Origin of the sequence: Ruegeria lacuscaerulensis, from assembly GCF_013033355.1 — a bacterium.
Lineage (GTDB): Bacteria > Pseudomonadota > Alphaproteobacteria > Rhodobacterales > Rhodobacteraceae > Ruegeria > Ruegeria lacuscaerulensis_A.
In genome coordinates, this window is record NZ_WQDY01000001.1 from 354,892 (window position 1) to 374,442 (window position 19,551).

Consider the following 19,551-nt stretch of genomic DNA (forward strand, 5'->3'; position numbering starts at 1 on the left):
CACAAAATCGAGCAGGACAGATCGCGTTCGGAGGTTAAATGTTACTGTCTGTAGTCGTTCCATGTATGAACGAAGAGGACTCATTACCAGCTCTGGTAGAGCGCTTGATCGCAGCAACAGACGCATGGTCTGACGACACCGAGATCCTGTTGGTCGACGATGGTTCGACCGACGACACCTGGGATGGGATTTGTTTGCAAAGCCAGAAGCATCCGCGAGTGCGTGGTCTTAAACTGTCCACCAACAGGGGGCATCAAGTGGCTTTGACAGCCGGGTTGATGGCCGCAACGGGTGAGCGCATCTTTATGTTGGATGCTGACCTGCAAGACCCGCCCGAGTTGTTGTCTGACATGATGGCGATGATGGATCGCGGATACGATGTGGTGTACGGCCGCCGCAGCGAGCGCAAAGGAGAAAGCTGGTTCAAAAAGCTGACCGCTCATGGGTTCTATCGCATTCTCAACCGGTTGTCGGATGTCCCGATCCCGAATGACACAGGTGACTTCCGATTGGTCAGCCGCCGGGTGTTGAACGCGGTGTTGGATATGCCCGAACGTGCACGTTTCATGCGCGGGATGTTCGCCTGGGCTGGGTTCCGGCAGATTGGTATCGAATACGTGCGGGATCCGCGCGTAGCTGGTGAAACCAAGTACCCAATGTCCAAGATGATCCGCCTGGCCTTTGATGCATTGTCCAGTTTTTCGATCAAACCGTTGCAGATTGCCACGCGCCTTGCATTCTTAACCCTGATCGTTGCGGCGCTGATGCTGGTTTACGTATTCTGGTCGCTGATCCTGTACAACACCGTTGCTGGTTGGGCCTCAACGGTTTTGGTGATCAGCTTTTTCTCGGGTATCCAGTTGCTGACATTGGGAATTATGGGCGAATACCTCGGACGGCTTTACATCGAAGCCAAAGGGCGCCCCTTGTTTTTCATCGACGAACAAGTCGGCGGCGTGGTTGAGAACACGCCGGAAACAATGAGCAAACAAGCATGAGCGAACGCCGCCGGATAGTCCGCTTTGCTGTCGTGGGAGTAGGTGTGGCCGTCTACTATATCCTGGCGTATCTGGGGTTGCTCAGGTTGTTCGGATCGTCTTGGGTTGCCAACTTTCTGGCGTTTGGGTCGGCCATCCTTATCCAGTATGTCGGCCAAACCAGTTGGACCTTTGAAAAGAAGCTGGCCGTTCCGGCTCAGTTTGGCCGATTTATGTGCATGATCGGCATCGGATTGATCGTGTCTTCGGTTCTGACTTCGGTTCTCGGCCCCAGACTGAACATGTCCGAGCTTGCAACGGCTGGGGTGGTGGTCGTCGTTCTACCTGTCATCAATTTCGTGATCCTGCGGCTGTGGGTCTATCGCGAAGAGAATTCAATTTAGAGAGTTGAGATGTCACATATCTATTCCAACGAGTTCTTCGACTATATCGACCGCGGCGCAAGGCAGTCGGCTGTTCGGTTGATTAAGCGCCTGCACGCTTGGGTTAAACCAGAAAGCGTCGTGGATTTCGGATGTGGACGAGGTGTATGGTTGTCCGAATGGGCAGCTGCCGGTTGCCCGGATGTTGCCGGGGTCGATGGTGACTACGTTGACCGGGATCGGTTGGCTATAGCGCCCGAGTCTTTTTTTGCTGAAGACCTGAGCAAGCCCGTTGATCTGGGGCGAAAGTTTGGTTTGGCGCAATCGCTTGAAGTCGGAGAGCACCTTCCCAATGCGGCGTCCGCCAGCCTTGTGCAAAGCCTGACAACCCACAGCGATCTCGTACTTTTTTCGGCGGCAGTGCCCGGGCAGGGAGGGGAGTTCCACGTCAACGAGCAGCCTTTGGCATTCTGGCAGGGCCTGTTCGCCGAGCGTGGTTACACTGCCTATGACTGCTTGCGCCCCGTTCTGTTCAATGACAGCTCGATTGAGCCTTGGTATCGCTACAACAGCGTTCTTTATGCCAGTGAGGCAGGAGCCGAAACTCTGCCGTCCGAGGTTTTGAACACTAAAGTCGCAGCAGGTGCTCTGAAAGAGGTCGGCAGCTTCGGATGGAACCTGCGCAAGATGATCGTTCGCCAATTGCCGCAAAAAACCGTTACCTCGATCGCGCAGGCTCGCGCCTCGGTCATCGCCCGCGCTCACCGGAGTAAATGATGAGTACACAGTCTTTGGGACGCGATGTCATCCGGTTTTCGTTGCTGGGACTGGGGGCGCTTGTTTTGGTTTACGCGCCTTTAATGTTCGATCCGCTGGTGCGGCATGATGACTTTCCGGCTTTGCTTGGAACCAAAGAAATGGCGTATGTAAAAGCGCTGGATGAAGGGCGTTGGTTGAATTATTGGTGGCAGTTTCGCCCGTATCTTTGGCCTGCGCCCGTCAGTTTTGCACTTTACCTTGTCGCTTGTGCCGTTTTTGCGGCATCGACAGCCTTAATCTTATTTGGCCGGGATGCTCCGGGTTGGTACCGCGGCTACTTTACCTTGTTCGTAGTGCTATCGATCCCGACTTTTAAGATCAGCTTTTGGTTCAACACGTTGTTGCCTGGGGCTTGGGTTATTGCGCTTTTTGCACTTGCGGTTGTGTTTTTGCGCCATCGCATCGCGCTGACCCTGATGTTGATCGCAGTGCCACTGTCCTTCATGGCCTATACGACCTATCCGTTTCTGTTGCTGACGCTGCTGTTATTGTCGCACAAAGCGCCACAGACTTACGAAAGCATGGTCACCACGCTGTTTGTCTTTTTTGTCAGTCTCGTCCTGGCGGTCGTGTCGGTTTACTCGCTCAACTATCTCTACCACGGGGTTTTCGGTATCCCCATAGCCGAGTGGCGGGCCCCGACAGAAGCCAAAACGCTGGATGACCTGGTAGTAAATCTGGGCAAGCTAAAACGGTTTCTAATGATGACCGTCCGCCAATTCGGGGGTGGGACTGCAGGAACCGGAGCTGTGCTGTTGCTGTTTTTCGGTGGGGCATGGGTTTGCTTGTTTCGATGGCAACGGTTCACTGCCATAGCCGTTTTGGCCGCGGCGCTGGCCGGTCTTGCACCTTTGTTCGCAAAGACACTGATGTCTGGCGTGTTGGTGCCTGTGCGCGCCTATGGCTGGATTTGGATCCTCATCGGATTTACCTTTACCGCAGCAACCTTGCACATGGCCAAAACGCCAGGCAGGTGGGCGAGTATCGCGCGGATTACAATAATGTATGTGCTGTTGATCAAGTTGATCCTATTTGGACGCGCGACTTACCTTCAAATTCCGGAATGGCAAAAAACCACCCGCGATTTGGCAGCGTCCATTCCTGAAGGCACGAGCGCGATCCATATTTATGGTGAATTTCTTGGCTTGAACGGCGCGCGTTCGGCTGGAATCCAGTTTTCGCGTGGGCTGCAACTGCGCTTGGCTTATCTAACCGGGGCCGAGGTTTTCATCTGTCATAAGCAACCTGAAGATTGCGAAAAGGAAACGCCTCCTTTCGACCCTAGGGATTGGACACATGTTCCGGTAGTTGAAAGCCGGGGCGAGGTCAGCTTTCTTCTGTTGCCTTCGCCTCCGGTCGGGCCGTAACAGGACGGTATGAACTAACTACGCCCCGTATTTCCCGACGGGGCGTTTTTCGTTTGGTGTGGGCAAAAGTCATTTGTAACAATTCTAAGAAGGTTTTATTAAGCCAATTCCGGTTTGACACTTTATTCCGAATGACGCGACCGTCGTCTTCTATCATAGGGCAACACTAAATGATTGATCTCAGTGGGCGTAAGCCTTTGCGAGAAAGTCGCAACTACCTGATTTTCGAGCACCCGGATCACGAAGACGCGCTGCTAAAGGTCAGAGCGGACATTCCTGTCAGAAATCACGCTGTCCAGCGCTATGCCGAAAGACGATACGGCAATTTACGCCAATGGAACCGCGAGGCTAACGAATACCTCGCCGCGCTGCACAGGGGGTGTCCAGAAATTGAGCGCCTTGCGCTGTTTATGGGTTATGCACCAACCTCATTAGGGCCAGCCATGGCCGTAGAAAAACTGACAGGTCCCGATGGCGGGTTGGCGCCGACGGTTTACAGTGAGTGGCTGTTGGTCAAAGACGATCCCGTTGGTCTGAAGCGTTTGCACGATGATTTCGCCGAGCTAATGGACGATCTGGAACGTGGACGGATCATCGTCGGAGACATGAGCCATGAAAACGTAGTGCGCGCTCAAGAGCGTGGCGGAAAGTTGACTGTCATCGACGGCGTCGGTGAGAGGGTTCTGCTTCCGCTGGCTCTGGTCAGTGATTTAGCTTTTCGCAAGTCGATACAACGTCGACGTGAGAGGATGCTTGGCATGCTGCGCCCGTAATTCGTCAGGGTTATTTCCGTTCGTGAAGAATATGTTCACGGATGCGGACTTTCGGCCAGGATAATCCAATGTGCAGAGATGACAGAATCGAGATTGGTTTTCTGCTGTTTGATGGCTTTCCGATGGCTTGCCTGACTTCGGTTATCGAGCCTTTGCGTGCCGCCAACGAGATCGCAGGGCAGGAGACCTTTTGTTGGACGTTACTGTCCGAGCGCGGACAAAAGGTACGTTCTAGCGCCGAGGTGGGATTTGACGCAATGCGTGGCTTGCTGGATCACGGTGAAGTCGACATTCTGTTCCTTCTTAGTAGCCCGACCTCGAGGTTTGAAAACGCCAGCGCAGGAAATGCCGCTCTGCGCAGCCTTGGGCGACACGGTACAATTCTGGGTGGGATCAGCGGTGGTGTGTTCCCGCTTGTTCGCTCGGGCACGATGCAAGGGCAACCGGTCTCGGTCCATTGGTGCTATGAAGCGGCGTTCGAGGCCGAGTTTCCCGATTTTGATGCCCGGAGTGAAGTCATCGTCAGAACCGCAACGCGCTACACCGCCGCCGGGGCCGCAGCAGGGTTTGATCTGGCATTGCATCTGATTCAGGATCGTCTTGGAGCGGAAATAGCGCATGAGGTTGCGTGTTGGTTTCAGCACCCCATGATGCGTGGAGCCGGGGTGCGCCAACAGGTGCCCAGTGCCACACAACCGGAAACAGGCGACAGTCTTCCGCCGCTTGTCGCGCGTTGCGTTACGCTGTTTGGGCAGGATATGAGCGAACCAGTCTCGATCGCCGACGTCGCACGGGAAATAGGCGTCACGCCGCGCCAAATTGAACGTGCCTTCAAACGGGCAACCGGCAAAAGCCCCAGTCACTACTACAGGGCCATGCGTATGAAGGCCGCGCGGCAGATGGTGATGTATACAGCGGATCCGATCCCCGAGATCGCTGCATCGGTCGGCTATAGTTCCGCCGCGCCTTTGGTGACACATTACCGGGCTGCATTCGGACTCAGCCCGGCCGAGGATCGCCGTCGGATCAACCGGTTCCGGGTCGAGGGCAATGCGCCACTGCCATCAGTTTAGTAGACCGATCGCATCGAGGTCAGCACAGCGTGATGTAGCGACCCGGCTGAGGATCGTGGGCCGTATATGCTGTAATGATTTGCATCGCGGCACAAAAGGTAGCACCCGACATGGTGGATCGAACAGCGTGCTGCGGTGCCGGAGGACAGGCAGCGCAGGTCCAGTTGGCTTAGCAATTCTAACACTGACGGAATGCCATCACCGCGCAGGTCAAACCGTACCCAGGCGTCGGTCTGTTCGGTGACGGACGCCGTATTCCCCACGGCTGCCTTAACCTGATCCGCAAGGTCGTGGTGGCCATTATATGGGGCCTCGACCATCCATTGATCGGGGCCGGACCAAAAGGCGGTTTTTTCGCCACCTGCTATGCGCTGGATGTCGGGTGCAGGCGCGCCGATCACGTTGGCCAGTGCCTCACGTGCCTTGGCTTCCTGTCCCAACCGGGCCGCGACCGAGGTCAGCGCCACGTCGGGCACCTCGGTGAATGTTACCGGCCCGACCGTGTCGACGCGCGGCGCGGCCCCGCCGAGGGCGGTTATTGCTACAAGATCATGCACGCAGACGTTCTCCTTCGGGGTCTATGAAATGGGCCGAGACAATTTCGACCTCGACCGTCAGCGCGGTCAGTGGCGAAACAAGGCGCATCTTCTCACCCATCCGCGCATCACCGCGTTTCAGCAGGCCCAGCCCGATATTGCTGTTCAGATTGGGCGAATAGGCCGCCGAGGTCACATAGCCCTGATCATGCGCGGAATCGACCGGCCCATCCGTGTTCATCAAGTGGCCGCCAGCGGTGATCTTTTCCTCGGGGTTGACCGGTTTCAGCCCGACCAGTTTAAGCACATCGTGCGCGATCAGGGCCTTGCGTTCGCATAGAACCGATCCAATGCTGTCTTTCTTCTTTGATACCATCTTGCCCAGACCAAGATTCAGCGCCGTGGTGGTGCCGTTCAACTCATTGCCGACCGGGTGGCCCTTTTCGATGCGCATCACGCTCAGCGCCTCGGTGCCATAGGGGGTGACGTCGAACTCTTTGCCTTCGATCATCAACCGCCGCATCAGTGCGTCGCCATAGCGCGACGGGACGGCGATCTCGAACGCCAATTCGCCGGAGAACGAGATACGGAACAGCCGCGCCCGTAATCCACCACAGACGGTGATCTTGCCGCAGGCCATGAAGGGAAACGCCTCGTTCGAAATATCAAATTCCGGGTCCACGATCTTTTGCAAAAGCTTGCGGGAATTTGGCCCTGCCACCGCGTATTGAGCCCAGCCATCGGTGGTCGAGATAAGCTGCACATCCATATCCGGGAACAGGCATTGGCGCACAAATTCCATGTGGCGATAGACACTTACAGCATTTGCGGTTGTGGTGGTGACGACGAAATGATCCTCGGCCAGCCGTGCGGCGGTGCCGTCATCCATGACCATGCCATCCTCGCGCAGCATCAGCCCATAGCGGGTTTTGCCCACCGCAAGCTTGGCAAAGCCGTTGGCGTAGACGCGGTTGAGGAACGCGGCGGCATCCGTGCCCTGCACGTCGATCTTGCCCAGCGTGGTGCAATCGCACACTCCGACCGAGGCTCGGGTCTGGCGTACCTCGCGGTCGACGGACTCGCGCCAATGCGTCTCACCGGGCAGGGGGAACCACTGCGCGCGCAGCCAGTTCCCGGCCTCGACAAACACTGCGCCACGTTCCTTGGCCCAATGGTGTGACGGGGTCAGGCGGGTCGGGTGAAACTCTTTGCCCGTCATCCGACCGGCAAACGCGCCGATGGGAACGGGTGTGTAGGGCGGGCGGAAAATGGTGGTGCCGGTTTCGGGGATCGACTTGCCCGCAACCTCGGCCATGATCGCAAGACCCGTGATGTTGGAAGTCTTACCCTGATCAGTTGCCATGCCCAGCGTGGTATAGCGTTTCAGATGCTCGACCGAGCGGAAGCCTTCCTGATAGCTGAGTTTCACATCCTTGACAGTCACGTCGTTCTGTTGATCGACCCAGGCGCGTTTGCAGCCCTGCACATACCAGAACGGCTTTAGCGCAATGGGCGCGTCCTCGGCTTCTGGCAGGTCGGGCAGGGTGGTCAGGTCCAGCACGGCAGCGGCCGCTTCGGCTCCCGAGCGCAGTGCGCCATGGGTTGACATGACGCCATTGGCAGAACCCGCGACGGACATGCCAACCGGTAGGTTTTCTCCCGGAACGAAAGCAGCAAGGGCTTCGTTCCAAACAGGGCGTCCGCGTTGGTGGCAAGTCAGATGAACATTCGCGTTCCAGCCGCCCGACACGCCCAGCGCGCCACAATCCAGTGTCCGGGTCGAACCATCGGGCAAGGCGACCTCGACAAAGCTCAAGCCCAGACGGCCTTTGGTGTTCACGACCTGCGCGCCTTTCAGCACCTCATAGTCATAGCTGAGGGGGGCATCTTCGCGCACATCGACCACGGCGGCGATCTTGACGCCTTTGGCGTGAAGGTCCGAGGCCGTGCGGTGGCCGTCATCATTGTTGGTAAAGATCGCAACCCGAGGCGAAGCTGTAACCGCAAAGCGATTGACATAAGTCCGCAGCGCGCTGGCTGTCATGATGCCTGGTCGGTCATTGTTTTCAAACGCAATCGGCCTCTCGGTCGCCCCGGCACAGAGCAGCGCCTTTTGGCTATAGATCCGCCACAGGATCTGGCGCGGTTTGCCGGTGGGCAGCGAAGGCAGGTGATCTCCGGTGCGTTCGACGGCCCCGTATATGCCGTGGTCGAAAGCTCCGATCACCGTGGTGCGCGGCATCAGCCGGACGTTCGGCATTGCCGACAGTTCGGCCACAGCCTGTGCTGCCCAATCGGGCGCGCTGTGGTCGCCGACCGAGAAGGTCTCGCTGTTCAGACGTCCGCCCAGCGTGAAATCCTCGTCTGCCAGTATGACATCTGCGCCCGCACGCCCGGCGGTCAGCGCTGCCATCAGACCCGCAGGCCCGGCACCGATGATCAGCAGATCGCAGTGACGAAACCCTTTGTCGTATTCATCCGGGTCCGCCTGCATCGACAGTGAGCCAAGGCCAGCAGCGCGGCGTATGATCGGCTCGTACAGCTTCTCCCAAAACGCGGCGGGCCACATAAAGGTTTTGTAGTAGAACCCCGCCGACAGGAAGTTAGAAAACATGTCATTCACGGCCAACGCGTCGAACCGAAGACTTGGCCAGCGGTTTTGAGCGTTTGCGATCAACCCGTCGAACATCTCAATCGTCGTGGCGCGGGTGTTGGGTTCCTTACGCGCGCCTGCGCGCAGTTCCACCATGCCGTTGGGTTCCTCGGATCCCGCCGTCAGCAGCCCGCGTGGGCGATGGTATTTGAATGACCGTCCGATCAGCCGCACATTGTTGGCCAGCAGCGCAGAGGCCAGAGTATCTCCGGGATGCGCGGTATAGCTACGCCCGTCGAAATAGAAGTTCAGGGTCGAATTGCGGTCGATCTGCCCGCCGGTCAGCCGGTTCACTTGTGTCATTTCGTACGCCCCCGCGCGCGGGCCACATCGCGGGCCAGTTCAACCTTGGAAATCTCGTGGGTCAGAGTGTTGCGGGTGACAACCAACCAAGACCGGTCCCCGGCTTCGTGATACCACAGCTCGCGGTGTTCACCGGCGGGGTTGTCGCGCAGATAGGCATAGTCGTAAAACGCGTCGGCGGCATTCTCGGCCATCCCGTCGGGCCGGTCGATCAGGGATGCATCGCCCAGATAGGTGAACTCTGAGGCATCGCGAGGTCCAAGCAGAGGGTGGTTGATGATCATGTCCCTAAGTCCCCTCTAGTGCAGGTTGGGCTGGTTGCCCGCGCCTTTTTCGTCGATCATCCGACCAGTGCGGAACCGGTCCAGACGATAGGCGGTGGCAACGGGGTGTGGTTCATCTTTTGCCAGCAAATGCGCAAAGCAATAGCCCGAGGCAGGCGTGGCCTTGAACCCGCCGTAGCACCAGCCGCCGTTGAAATAGAGTCCTTGAACCGGTGTGCGGTCTATGATGGGCGAGCCGTCCATCGACATGTCCATTACACCGCCCCACATCCGCAGCAGGCGCGCGCGGCCAATCATGGGCATCAGGGCCATGCCGCCCTCGCACACATCCTCGACCACGGGCAGGTTGCCGCGTTGGGCATAGGTGTTATAGCCGTCGATATCGCCGCCAAAGACAAGCCCGCCCTTGTCGGATTGGCTGACATAGAAATGGCCCGCACCAAAGGTGATGACGCTGGGCAGAACGGGCTTCAGCCCCTCCGACACAAACGCCTGCAACACATGGCTTTCAATGGGTAGCCGCATCCCGGCCATGCCCATCACGCGGCCCGAGTTTCCAGCGACCGCACAGCCCACTTTGCTGGCTCCGATAAAGCCTTTTGAGGTTTCGACGCCCAAGCAGGTGCCGTTTTCAATCCGCAGGCCCGTGACCTCGCAATTCTGGATAATGTCCACCCCGTGCAAATCTGCCGACCGCGCATAGCCCCAAGCCACCGCGTCGTGGCGGGCCGTGCCCGCGCGGCGCTGGACGAGACCGCCTTTGATGGGAAACCGGGCGTCTTCAAAATTCAGATAGGGATGCTCGGCCCGGACCTGATCGGCGTCCAGCAGTTCCGCGTCCGCACCGTTCAGGATCATCGCATTACCACGCCGTATGTAAGCGTCGCGCTGGCCGTCCGTGTGGAACAGGTTGATGATCCCGCGCTGGCTCATCATAGCGTTATAGTTGACGTCCTGCTCCAGACCCTCCCACAGTTTCAGCGAGAACTCATAGAAGGGCTCATTCCCGTCCAGCAAATAGTTCGAGCGCACAATGGTCGTGTTGCGCCCCACATTGCCGCCCCCGATCCAGCCTTTCTCGACCACGGCTACATTGCGCTGACCGTAGACTTTGGACAGATAGTGGGCCGTGGCTAGCCCGTGACCGCCGCCGCCAATAATGATGACGTCGTAATGGGATTTGGGCTCAGGCTCGCGCCAGACCGGTTTCCAGCCTTTGTGGCCGGTCAGTGCCTCTTTGATGACTCGAAAGCCGGAATATCGCATGAATCGGACCTTTTTCGCCAGAATTCACTATTTTGGCGCGGTTTGATATCCTCGGATGCGACATAGACATGTCTGAATCAGACCCTTAGCAAGTCGTAAAACCACGCGGTGAAGGCGTCTATCTCGGCTGACCGGCGTTGGACGGCCAGAAAATACCCCTCGGTCGCGGGGGCAGTATGGTCCGAGGCCCGCACCACTTGACCAGAACCCAGCGCGTGGGCGGCGATCAGTTGGTTGACCAAAGCGACCCCGTTGCCGGACGCCGCCATCTGCAGCGCCAGACCATAGGAATCCACGAAATAAGTCGGGGTGCCTATGGTTTGGCCTGTTGTCTCGGCCCAAGTGACCCAGCTGTCCGAGGTGCCCACGGATTCGATCAGCGGCAGGGCCTCGCCCGCAAGCGCCGGGGATTTCACCGGCACAAGCCGATTAGGTTGTAGGGCCACCGCGTCCTTGCCCACCTGTTTCGCCGACCCAAAGCGGATTTCCACATCAGCACGCGCAGCGGCGTATTCGTCGGGCCAGATCGTGCTGACAAAGCGAACCGATGTCTCGGGGTGTTGCGCCTGAAACGCGGGCAGGGCGGGGGCGATCACCCATTCGATGATACTGATCGAGGCAGCAACTGTGATGTGGCGCGCTTTCTCCTCGGTCAGATAGGGAGAGGCCGCGGTTTCCAGCATCTCAAGCGCGGCCTCGACCTGCGGCAGCAATTTGCGCCCTTCGTCCGTCAGAGACAAACCGCGCGCGTGGCGGTGGAACAATACAACGCCCAGCCGCGTTTCCAGCGCTCGGATCTGCTGGCTGACGGCGGATTGCGTCAACCCGATCTCATCGGCAGCGGCGGTAGAACTCAGCCGCCGTGCGGCGGCCTCGAAGGATCTGAACCATGTCAGCGGGGGCAGTGTTTTGGCCATCGGTAATCTACCTAGTAGTGATGGTAATACCTAAGGCTGAACTTCTTTCATTTGTCAAAACATGACTCTGCCGTGGATATTCCGCGCAACACGCAGGAGGACACCGTGCAGCCAGAAATCCGCAAAATTGTGACGTATGACGAAGAGGTTCTGATCGAAGGCTTCCGCCCGGCGGACCGCCCGTGGCGGATGTTCGCCGTGGCCGCCGTGATCAAGAACCCCTGGGCCGGACGGTATGTCGAAGACCTGCGCCCCGAAATTCTGGCCTATGGTCCGGTGCTGGGCGAGATGATGACCGACCGGATGGTGGCGCTGGCCGGTGGCGGTGAGGCGATCGAAGCCTATGGCAAGGCGGCCGTGGTGGGTCTGGATGGTGAGGTTGAACACGCCTCGGGCCTGATCCACACGCTGCATTTCGGCAATTTCTACCGGCAGGCAGTGGGGGCCAAATCCTACCTGTCCTTCACCAACACACGCGGCCCGGCGAATACGCCGATCATGGTGCCGATGATGGACAAGAACGATGCGGGCCGCCGGTCGCATTACTTGACGCTGCAATTCTCCATCCCTGATGCGCCTCGCGCAGATGAGGTCGTGGTGGTGCTGGGCGGGGCGACGACGGGGCGGCCACATCATCGCATCGGAGACCGCTACAAAGACCTGAAGGATCTGGGACATGACGTGGACAACCCGGCCTCGGTCTGAGATCGGCGGCCTCGCCGCGATTGACGCGGGCGAGGGGCCGCTGGTCGTCTTGCTGCACGGTGTTGGCCTGCGGGCCGAGGCGTGGGGCGCACAGATTGGCGCTCTGGTCGCGGCGGGGTTCCGGGTGCTGTGCCCGGACATGCCGGGGCATGGGGCATCTGCGTTTCACCCGGTCGATGGATTGGCGAGCTATATCGCACCCGTGGCCGCGCTGATCGACCAACCGGCGGTTTTGATCGGGCATTCGATGGGCGCGCTGATCGCAACCCGGATTGCGGCAGAGGGTGGAAACGTCAAGGGGGTGGCCGCGCTGAACGCGATTTTCCAGCGCTCGGAAGAAGCCCGTACGGCGGTTCTGGCGCGGGCTCAGGCGCTGGATGGCGAGCGGGCCAATGACCCCTCGACCACGTTGCAGCGCTGGTTCGATGACAAGGCATCCCCCGAGCGGGACGCCTGCGATAGCTGGCTGCAACAGGTCGGGCCACGCGCCTACAAGGCCGCCTATACCGTCTTCGCCGAAAGCGACGGACCGACTGCTGAGCAACTTGCCGCGATCACCTGTCCGGCCCTGTTTCTGACGGGCGAGGATGAGCCGAACTCGACCCCGCGCATGTCGCGAGACATGGCCGCGCTTGCCCCGAACGGGCGGGCCGAGATCATCCCGAACGCGGCTCACATGATGCCGATGACACATGCCCAACAGGTCAACGCGGCTCTGTTGTCGTTTGTTAAGGAGTGCCACTCATGACGCTTGATCCCCGCGCGCTGCGCGACGCTTTCGGCAGTTTCATGACCGGTGTGACCGTGGTGACGACCCGCGATGCATCAGGCAACCCAGTCGGGTTCACGGCCAATTCGTTCTCGTCCGTCTCGCTGGATCCGCCTTTGTTGCTGGTCTGTCCGGGCAAGTTTCTATCCAGCTATGAGGTGTTTGCGGGCTGCAGCCACTTTGCCGTCAACATTCTGGCCGAGGGGCAGCAGGACGCCTCGAACACGTTCGCAAGCTATAAGGGCGACCGTTTCGCCAAAGTGGCCCACAGCACAGGGGCCCATGATCTGCCGCTGGTCGACGGTGCGCTGGCGCAGTTCTGTTGCTCGACTCATCAGACGATCCCGGCGGGTGACCATACGGTGCTGATCGGGCAGGTCACGGATTTCTCGCATGCCGGGGGGCGGGGGCTCGGTTATGTGGGCGGCTCGTATTTCAGCCTTGGGCTGGAACAGGAGATGGACAGCGATCAGCCCACCATCTGCGGCGCGATCATCCGGGCCGGCGACGCGGTTCTGATGGAGCGGCGGGGGACCACGCACAGCCCCTTCCACATCGCCGGTGCCGAGCCCGGCGGGCAGCGTCTGCGGTTGGCGCAGGGTCTGGCGGACCGGGGGATCAAGGCGCGGCTAGAGCAGGTCTATTCCTCGTTCAACGATGCGACGACCAAGCTGCATTACACGTTCTTTCTGGCGTCATTCGCCGGGGCAGCGATCCCCGAAGGGACCGAGTGGATCGCCATCGAACACCTGCCCAACCTGACATACGCCACCCCGTCGGTGGGCAAAATGATGAGACGCTTTGCGCTGGAAGCGCGCGAAGGGGATTTTTCGCTCTACCTTGGCGATGCCGACCGGGGTGAGCTGCACAGTTTCGACAAAGGAGCCGGTTGATGGAGTTTTCTCTCTTTGCCCATATGGAACGTCTGACACCCGATCAGCCCCATGACGTGTTGCATGATGAGTTCGTGAGCCTCGTGAAAATGGCCGATGATGGCGGCATGCGCGCGGTCTGGACGGGTGAACATCACGGGATGGAATTTACCATCGCGCCGAATCCGTTCCTGTCTCTGGTCGATCTGGCGCATCACACCAAGAATGTGCGCTTGGGCACTGGTACGGTGATCGCGCCGTTCTGGCATCCGATCAAGCTGGCCGGTGAGGCCGCGGCGGCGGACCAGATGACCAAGGGCCGGATCGAGCTGGGGATCGCGCGCGGGGCCTATTCCTATGAATACGAGCGACTGATGCCCGGCATGGACGCGTGGGAGGCCGGGCAGCGCATGCGCGAATGCACCCCCCTGGTGCCGCAAATCTGGCGCGGGGATTGTGCGCATGAGGGCGAGTTTTATTCGTTCCCGGCGGCCACCTCGGCCCCGAAACCGTATCAGGAAGGTGGCCCCCCGATCTGGATCGCCGCGCGTGATCCCAACAGCCACGAATTCGGAGTTCACAACGGGTTCAACATTCAGGTCACGCCGCTGTGGCAGGGCATGGAAGAGATTGAGACGCTGATGGGCCGTTTCAATGCCGCCTGCGAAAGCTATTCCGGCCCACGCCCCAAGATCATGCTGTTGCATCACACCTATGTAGGTGCGGATGAAGATGACGTGGCGCAGGGTGTGCAGGAATTGCGCCGTTATTACAACTACTTCGGCGCATGGTTCCTGAACAAGCGGCCCGTGCAGCAAGGGTTGATCCAGCCGATCTCGGATCAGGAGATGGACGCCAACCCGATGTATACGACCGAGAAACTGGGCCAGGATCTGACCGTTGGCACAACGCAGCAGGTGATCGACAGGATCAAACGGTACGAGGATTTGGGATATGATGAGTTCTCGTTCTGGGTCGATAGCGGCATGACCAATGACCGCAAGCGCGCCTCGTTGGCGCGGTTCATCGACGAAGTCATGCCAGCCTTTCAGTGAGGAACACCATGGGAAACCTTCCACATTTTCAGCTTTTCATTGACGGCGCATGGTCCGAGGGCGCGGATGCGCAGGTCATGACTTCGGAAAACCCGGCCACCGGGCAGGGCTGGGCCACGTTCGCCTGCGCCGCGCCCGATGACGTGAACCGCGCTGTGGCCGCAGCCAAGCGCGTGTTGGACGACCCCGCATGGCGCGACATGACGGCGACAGCGCGCGGTAAGTTACTGTACCGGCTGGCCGATCTGGTGGCGGAGCACGCGCAGAAGTTGGGCGAGCTGGAGACCACCGACAGCGGCAAACTGCTGGCGGAAACGGCAATGCAGACGGGCTATGTGGCCGACTATTATCGCTATTTCGCGGGGCTGGCGGACAAGGTCGAAGGCACTGTCTTGCCCATCGATAAGCCCGACATGCATGTGTTCACCACGCGCGAGCCGATCGGTGTTGTTGCCGCCATTGTGCCGTGGAATGCGCAGATGTTTCTGACGGCCACCAAGCTGGGGCCGGCGCTTGCGGCGGGGTGTTCGGTGGTGCTGAAAGCCTCGGAAATCGCCCCCGCGCCGATGTTGGAATTCGCGCGGCTGATCGAACAGGCTGGGTTCCCGCCCGGCGTTGTTTCTGTCATCACCGGCGATGCCCAGAACTGCGCGATCCCGCTGACCCGCCACGCGGATGTGGACCGCATCGCCTTTACCGGAGGACCCGAGACCGCCCGCCACGTGGTGCGCAACTCGGCCGAGAATTTCGCGGTGACCTCGCTGGAGCTGGGTGGGAAATCTCCGATCCTTGTGTTTGACGACGCCGATCTGGACGGGGCCGCAAACGGGCTGATCGCCGGGAATTTCGGGGCCTCGGGTCAAAGCTGCGTGGCGGGAACACGGGGGTTGGTGCATCGTTCGATCCTTGAGCCGCTAATCGAAAAGATTTCACAAAAGGCCAGCGCCATTCGGCTGGGCGATCCGCTGCAGCCCGACACCCATGTCGGCCCGCTATGCACCGCCGCGCAGGTCAGAAAGATTGAGGCGACACTGGCCACAGCCCAAGGGCAGGGGGCGAGGATTCGCTTTGGCGGCGCGCCCGCAGATCGTCCGGGCAATTACATGACGCCCACGCTGGTCGAATGCGCAGTGCCTGAGACCGAGACGCTGAAGGTGGAGATGTTCGGTCCAGTCATGTCTCTGCTGCCGTTCGAGACCGAAGAAGAGGCCATCGCGCTTGCCAATTCCACGCCTTACGGTCTGGGGTCCGGCGTCTTCACGCAGAACCTTGCGCGCGCGCATCGGGTGTCGAAACGCATCCGCGCGGGGATTTGCTGGGTGAATACCTATCGTGCGATTTCCCCGATTGCGCCCTTTGGCGGGTTCAATCAGTCAGGTTACGGGCGCGAGGCCGGGGTTGAGGCGATCCTGGATTACACCCGCACCAAAACCACGTGGATCAGCACCGCGCAAGAGCCGATGGCGAACCCGTTTGTGATGCGCTAAACCTGTGGAAACACAGGGAGAGCGCGCATGAAATTGAAGACACCCCACTTCCCAGCCCCCGCAGATGCGGGGGCGCGTAAGGACATTCCTCCGATCGTCTGCTATCCGCCGGATACGCTGCCCCAACCCGATATCGCCGGGCTGAACACCCTGCGGCAAAGCGCGGTCAAAACGTCTGAGGCCACGGCGGCCCCGCGCGATGCGGCCTGTATCGAGGTGCCCGCCGGGGCCTTTGTGCGCGTGGTGTCGGTGGATGGCCCGCAGGTCGGCGATCTGAACATGTGGAACAAGCATGACCTGACCGAGCGGTTCTATTCCGGCAAAACCCGCGCGTTGCACGGTACGCACCTTTCGACCGGCGACCGCATGTGGTCCAGCTTTCCCAACATGCGCCCGATGGCAACCATCGTGGGGGACACGCTGGATTGGTACGGGTTCGATGCCTATGGCGGCTCGGTCCATGATGTGATCGGGACGCGCTGTGATCCCTATACGGGGCGGCTGCTGTCGGGGGACGACTATCACTATTGCTGCCATTCCAACCTGACCCGCGCTTTGGCCGATCATTGCGATCTGCCGCTGCACGAGGCCGAGATGCATGTGCATGACGTACTGAACGTCTTTATGTGCACGGGCTTTACCCGCGATACCGGTCAGTACTTTATGAAGGCCAGCCCGGTGCGTCCGGGCGACTACCTTGAATTCTACGCCGAGATTGACCTGATCGTGGGCCTTTCGGCCTGTCCCGGCGGCGATTGTTCCTCCGAGCATTCCTCGGACGCCGCCGCCTGTTACCCTCTGTTGATGGAGGTCTATGACCCCGGAGAGGATGCCCGCGCGGCCCATGTTCAGCCGCCGCGATCCGCCTATGACCGGACCCACGGCACGGGCTAGGCGATCAGGCGGCGGCCCAATCGGTCGAGCATCCGGCAACACAGGTCCAGCTGCTCGATCTCGACATATTCGTCGGCCCTGTGCGCCTGTGTGATCGAGCCCGGGCCGCAGACGATAGCGTGAACGCCAAGCTGCTGGAACAGACCGGCCTCGGTGGCGAAGGCGACGGTGCCGGTGCCATTGGCGCCGGTCAGCTCGGCCACCAGTTTGCGGGCGGCGTTGTCCTCCATCGGCTCGAGCCCTTGCACCTCAGCCACCACGTCTTGGGTGATGCTGGCCTCGGGGTGGACGGCCTGCATCTCGGGCAGCAGGGTATGGGTCACGTAATCGCTGAGCGTTTGGTTGACGAGGTCCGCGTCACTGGCCTGCACCGGGCGCATTTCCCAACCGATCTCGGCTTTGCTGGCGATCACGTTATGGGCCACGCCGCCGTTGAAGAACCCGACATTGATCGTGGTCCATGGGGGTTCAAACAAGCTGCCCGCAGGGGCGCGGGACTTCAGAACATGGCGTAATTCCAACAGCTTGCTGACATAGCGCGCGGCGTATTCGGCGGCGTTCACGCCGTCATCCGGGGCCGAGCTGTGACCCTCCAGACCGGTAAAACGCGTGGTGTATTCAAAGCAACCCTTATGGCCTTCGATCACCCGCATTTCGGTCGGTTCGCCGATGATGGCAATGTCCGGAACAATGCCGCGTTCGGAGAGGTCATTGACCAAATTCTGCGCGCCTAGACAGCCGGTTTCCTCATCATAGGTAAAGGCGAAATGCAGCGGTTGGGTCAGTTTTTCAACGTCTAACGCTTCGGCAAAGGCCAGAGACGCCGCGATAAACCCCTTCATATCGCAGGTGCCGCGCCCATACAGGCGGCCGTTACGCTCAACCATTTCGAACGGGTCCGAGGTCCAGTCCTGATCGGCCACCGGCACCACATCCGTGTGGCCGGATAGCAGGATGCCGCCGGTCTTGTCGGGGCCAAGGGTGGCAAAGACATTGGCCTTCTTGCCCGTTGCATCGCGTGTTTCGATACAGCGCGCACCCAAGGCCTGAAGGTGGTCGGTCAGGTATCGGATGGCCTCAAGATTGCTGTCCGCAGATACAGTTTCAAAGGCGATCAGATCGGCGAGGATTTCGGTGGTTCTGGTCAGGGTCATGGTTTCACGAACAGTTTGCGGGGCCGGTTACACAGACATTCTGCACGGCCGGAATCGGTGATCAGGATGGTCTCAGTGATCTCAAGGCCCCAATCGTCCATCCAAAGGCCGGGCATGAAGTGGAACGTCATGCCGGGTTCCAGCACCGTCTCATCCTCGGGGCGCAAGGAGATCGTCCGTTCACCCCAGTCCGGCGGATAGCTGAGGCCCACCGGATAGCCGCAGCGCGCGCCGCGCTCGATCCTGGCGCGCTCTAGCGGCGCGGCCAACGCCAGCGCGATATCGCGCGCCTGATTGCCCGCACGGGCGGCATCCAGCCCGGCCTCAAGCCCTTCGACAAGCGCGGCCTCGGCCCGCAGCAGGTGGTCGGGCGGCTGGCCCAGAAAGACCGACCGGCAAAAAGGCGCGTGATAGCGGCGATAGCAGCCTGACAGTTCGAAAAACGTGCATTCGCCGGATTTGAAGGGCGCGCCGTCCCATGTCAGATGCGGCGCGGCGGCATCGGGCCCCGAGGGCAGAAGGGGCACGATGGCGGCGTAATCGCCCCAATCCTCACCCACGCCCGAGATCGCGTCATGGTAAATCTGCGCCACCAGTTCGTTCTTGCGCAGGCCGGGTTCGATCCGTTCTATCACCCCATCAATCACATGTTCCGAAATCCGCGCAGCTTTGCGCATCAGGGCGATTTCTTCACCGGATTTCACGGCACGCTGCCAGTTCACCAAAGCGTTGCCATCGACCAACGTGGCCTGAGGCAATTCGGCGGCCAATGTCAGATGCGCCTTGGCCGAGTAATAGTAATTGTCCAACTCAACCCCGAAACGCGCCTGCCCAAGGCCATTTTCAAGCAGCAACTTAGCAAGGTCTTGCATTGGGTGCCGCTCGGTCGATTGAACATAGTTATCTGCATAGCCGTGAATGCGGTCATCGCTCATCCAGACCGTGCGCCGCGCGCCGTTGGCGTCCTGATTGCGGCCCCACCAGATTGGATCGGCATCGTGTAGAACGACGACGCCCTGATGCACGTAGAAGGACCAGCCCTCATACCCGGTCAGCCACGCCATATTCGATGGGTCCTGCACAAACAGGGCATTTAAACCAGCGGCTGCCATTGCGGAACGCGTCTTGGCAAGCCGGCGATCATATTCGGCGCGTGAAAAGGCCGGATTGGCATGAGGCATAGCAGCTCCAGTCGTGTTCGAGTTATGTTGACAGAACTGGACGAATGCAGTCACGTCAATGGGCAACTCAGGAAAGACGCCCC

At 59.8% G+C, this 19,551-nt stretch carries 19 protein-coding genes; 12 read left to right on the forward strand and 7 right to left on the reverse strand.

The annotated features are described in order from the left end of the window. Positions 1–38: 38 nt before the first annotated feature. The 6 genes from GOW48_RS01700 to GOW48_RS01725 all read left to right on the forward strand — a co-directional run bounded on the left by GOW48_RS01700 (position 39) and on the right by GOW48_RS01725 (position 5,392). Positions 39–998, forward strand: coding sequence for a glycosyltransferase family 2 protein (locus GOW48_RS01700; protein ID WP_170750881.1), 960 nt, complete (start codon positions 39–41; stop codon positions 996–998). After that, on the forward strand, positions 995–1,381 hold the full coding sequence (locus tag GOW48_RS01705) for a GtrA family protein (RefSeq protein ID WP_170750884.1): 387 nt from the start codon (positions 995–997) through the stop codon (positions 1,379–1,381). The genes GOW48_RS01700 and GOW48_RS01705 overlap by 4 nt, the downstream gene beginning before the upstream one ends. Positions 1,382–1,390: 9 nt before the next feature. Next, positions 1,391–2,137 carry a methyltransferase domain-containing protein gene (locus GOW48_RS01710; protein ID WP_170750886.1) on the forward strand — a complete coding sequence of 249 codons (747 nt, stop codon included), beginning with the start codon at positions 1,391–1,393 and terminating at the stop codon, positions 2,135–2,137. Continuing rightward, on the forward strand, positions 2,137–3,546 hold the full coding sequence (locus GOW48_RS01715) for a hypothetical protein (protein WP_170750888.1): 1,410 nt from the start codon (positions 2,137–2,139) through the stop codon (positions 3,544–3,546). The genes GOW48_RS01710 and GOW48_RS01715 overlap by 1 nt, the downstream gene beginning before the upstream one ends. A gap of 170 nt (positions 3,547–3,716) precedes the next feature. Next, positions 3,717–4,319 (forward strand): YrbL family protein, encoded by a 603-nt coding sequence (locus tag GOW48_RS01720; RefSeq protein WP_170353040.1) that lies wholly within the window; start codon positions 3,717–3,719, stop codon positions 4,317–4,319. A gap of 68 nt (positions 4,320–4,387) precedes the next feature. Then, positions 4,388–5,392 carry a GlxA family transcriptional regulator gene (locus GOW48_RS01725; protein ID WP_170750890.1) on the forward strand — a complete coding sequence of 335 codons (1,005 nt, stop codon included), beginning with the start codon at positions 4,388–4,390 and terminating at the stop codon, positions 5,390–5,392. Here the strand turns inward: GOW48_RS01725 and GOW48_RS01730 are convergent. From GOW48_RS01730 to GOW48_RS01750, 5 genes are all read right to left on the reverse strand, one after another. Further along, on the reverse strand, positions 5,389–5,949 hold the full coding sequence (locus tag GOW48_RS01730) for a sarcosine oxidase subunit gamma (protein WP_170750892.1): 561 nt from the start codon (positions 5,947–5,949) through the stop codon (positions 5,389–5,391). The genes GOW48_RS01725 and GOW48_RS01730 overlap by 4 nt on opposite strands. Next, positions 5,942–8,884, reverse strand: coding sequence for a sarcosine oxidase subunit alpha family protein (locus GOW48_RS01735; protein ID WP_170750894.1), 2,943 nt, complete (start codon positions 8,882–8,884; stop codon positions 5,942–5,944). Before GOW48_RS01735 ends, GOW48_RS01730 begins: the two co-directional genes overlap by 8 nt. Next, entirely contained in the window at positions 8,881–9,168 is a 288-nt protein-coding gene (locus GOW48_RS01740; RefSeq protein ID WP_170750896.1) for a sarcosine oxidase subunit delta, read from the reverse strand. Before GOW48_RS01740 ends, GOW48_RS01735 begins: the two co-directional genes overlap by 4 nt. A gap of 15 nt (positions 9,169–9,183) precedes the next feature. Then, positions 9,184–10,434, reverse strand: a complete 1,251-nt coding sequence (locus GOW48_RS01745) for a sarcosine oxidase subunit beta family protein (RefSeq protein ID WP_170750898.1) — start codon at positions 10,432–10,434, stop codon at positions 9,184–9,186. A 77-nt stretch (positions 10,435–10,511) separates the two neighbouring features. Then, positions 10,512–11,351, reverse strand: coding sequence for a LysR family transcriptional regulator (locus GOW48_RS01750; RefSeq protein ID WP_170750900.1), 840 nt, complete (start codon positions 11,349–11,351; stop codon positions 10,512–10,514). A 105-nt stretch (positions 11,352–11,456) separates the two neighbouring features. Here GOW48_RS01750 and GOW48_RS01755 point away from each other — a divergent pair, with 105 nt between their 5' ends. The 6 genes from GOW48_RS01755 to GOW48_RS01780 are packed head-to-tail and all read left to right on the forward strand — an operon-like array spanning position 11,457 to position 17,133. After that, complete coding sequence (locus GOW48_RS01755) at positions 11,457–12,056, forward strand: amino acid synthesis family protein (RefSeq protein ID WP_170750902.1); 600 nt, start codon at positions 11,457–11,459, stop codon at positions 12,054–12,056. Further along, on the forward strand, positions 12,028–12,804 hold the full coding sequence (locus GOW48_RS01760) for an alpha/beta fold hydrolase (protein WP_170750903.1): 777 nt from the start codon (positions 12,028–12,030) through the stop codon (positions 12,802–12,804). Before GOW48_RS01755 ends, GOW48_RS01760 begins: the two co-directional genes overlap by 29 nt. Beyond that, entirely contained in the window at positions 12,801–13,718 is a 918-nt protein-coding gene (locus GOW48_RS01765; protein ID WP_170750904.1) for a flavin reductase family protein, read from the forward strand. Before GOW48_RS01760 ends, GOW48_RS01765 begins: the two co-directional genes overlap by 4 nt. Further along, positions 13,718–14,752, forward strand: coding sequence for an LLM class flavin-dependent oxidoreductase (locus tag GOW48_RS01770; protein ID WP_170750905.1), 1,035 nt, complete (start codon positions 13,718–13,720; stop codon positions 14,750–14,752). Before GOW48_RS01765 ends, GOW48_RS01770 begins: the two co-directional genes overlap by 1 nt. Before the next feature lie 8 nt (positions 14,753–14,760). Then, the gene (locus tag GOW48_RS01775) at positions 14,761–16,239 is read left to right on the forward strand and encodes an aldehyde dehydrogenase (RefSeq protein ID WP_170750906.1); all 1,479 of its coding nucleotides are present in this window, start codon (positions 14,761–14,763) and stop codon (positions 16,237–16,239) included. A 27-nt stretch (positions 16,240–16,266) separates the two neighbouring features. Continuing rightward, complete coding sequence (locus tag GOW48_RS01780) at positions 16,267–17,133, forward strand: urea carboxylase-associated family protein (RefSeq protein ID WP_170750907.1); 867 nt, start codon at positions 16,267–16,269, stop codon at positions 17,131–17,133. Here the strand turns inward: GOW48_RS01780 and argE are convergent. Further along, the gene (gene argE, locus GOW48_RS01785; RefSeq protein WP_170750908.1) at positions 17,130–18,287 is read right to left on the reverse strand and encodes an acetylornithine deacetylase; all 1,158 of its coding nucleotides are present in this window, start codon (positions 18,285–18,287) and stop codon (positions 17,130–17,132) included. The two genes, GOW48_RS01780 and argE, sit on opposite strands and share 4 nt — an antisense overlap. Next, complete coding sequence (locus GOW48_RS01790; RefSeq protein ID WP_170751382.1) at positions 18,284–19,468, reverse strand: M24 family metallopeptidase; 1,185 nt, start codon at positions 19,466–19,468, stop codon at positions 18,284–18,286. The genes argE and GOW48_RS01790 overlap by 4 nt, the downstream gene beginning before the upstream one ends. Positions 19,469–19,551 lie beyond the last annotated feature (83 nt).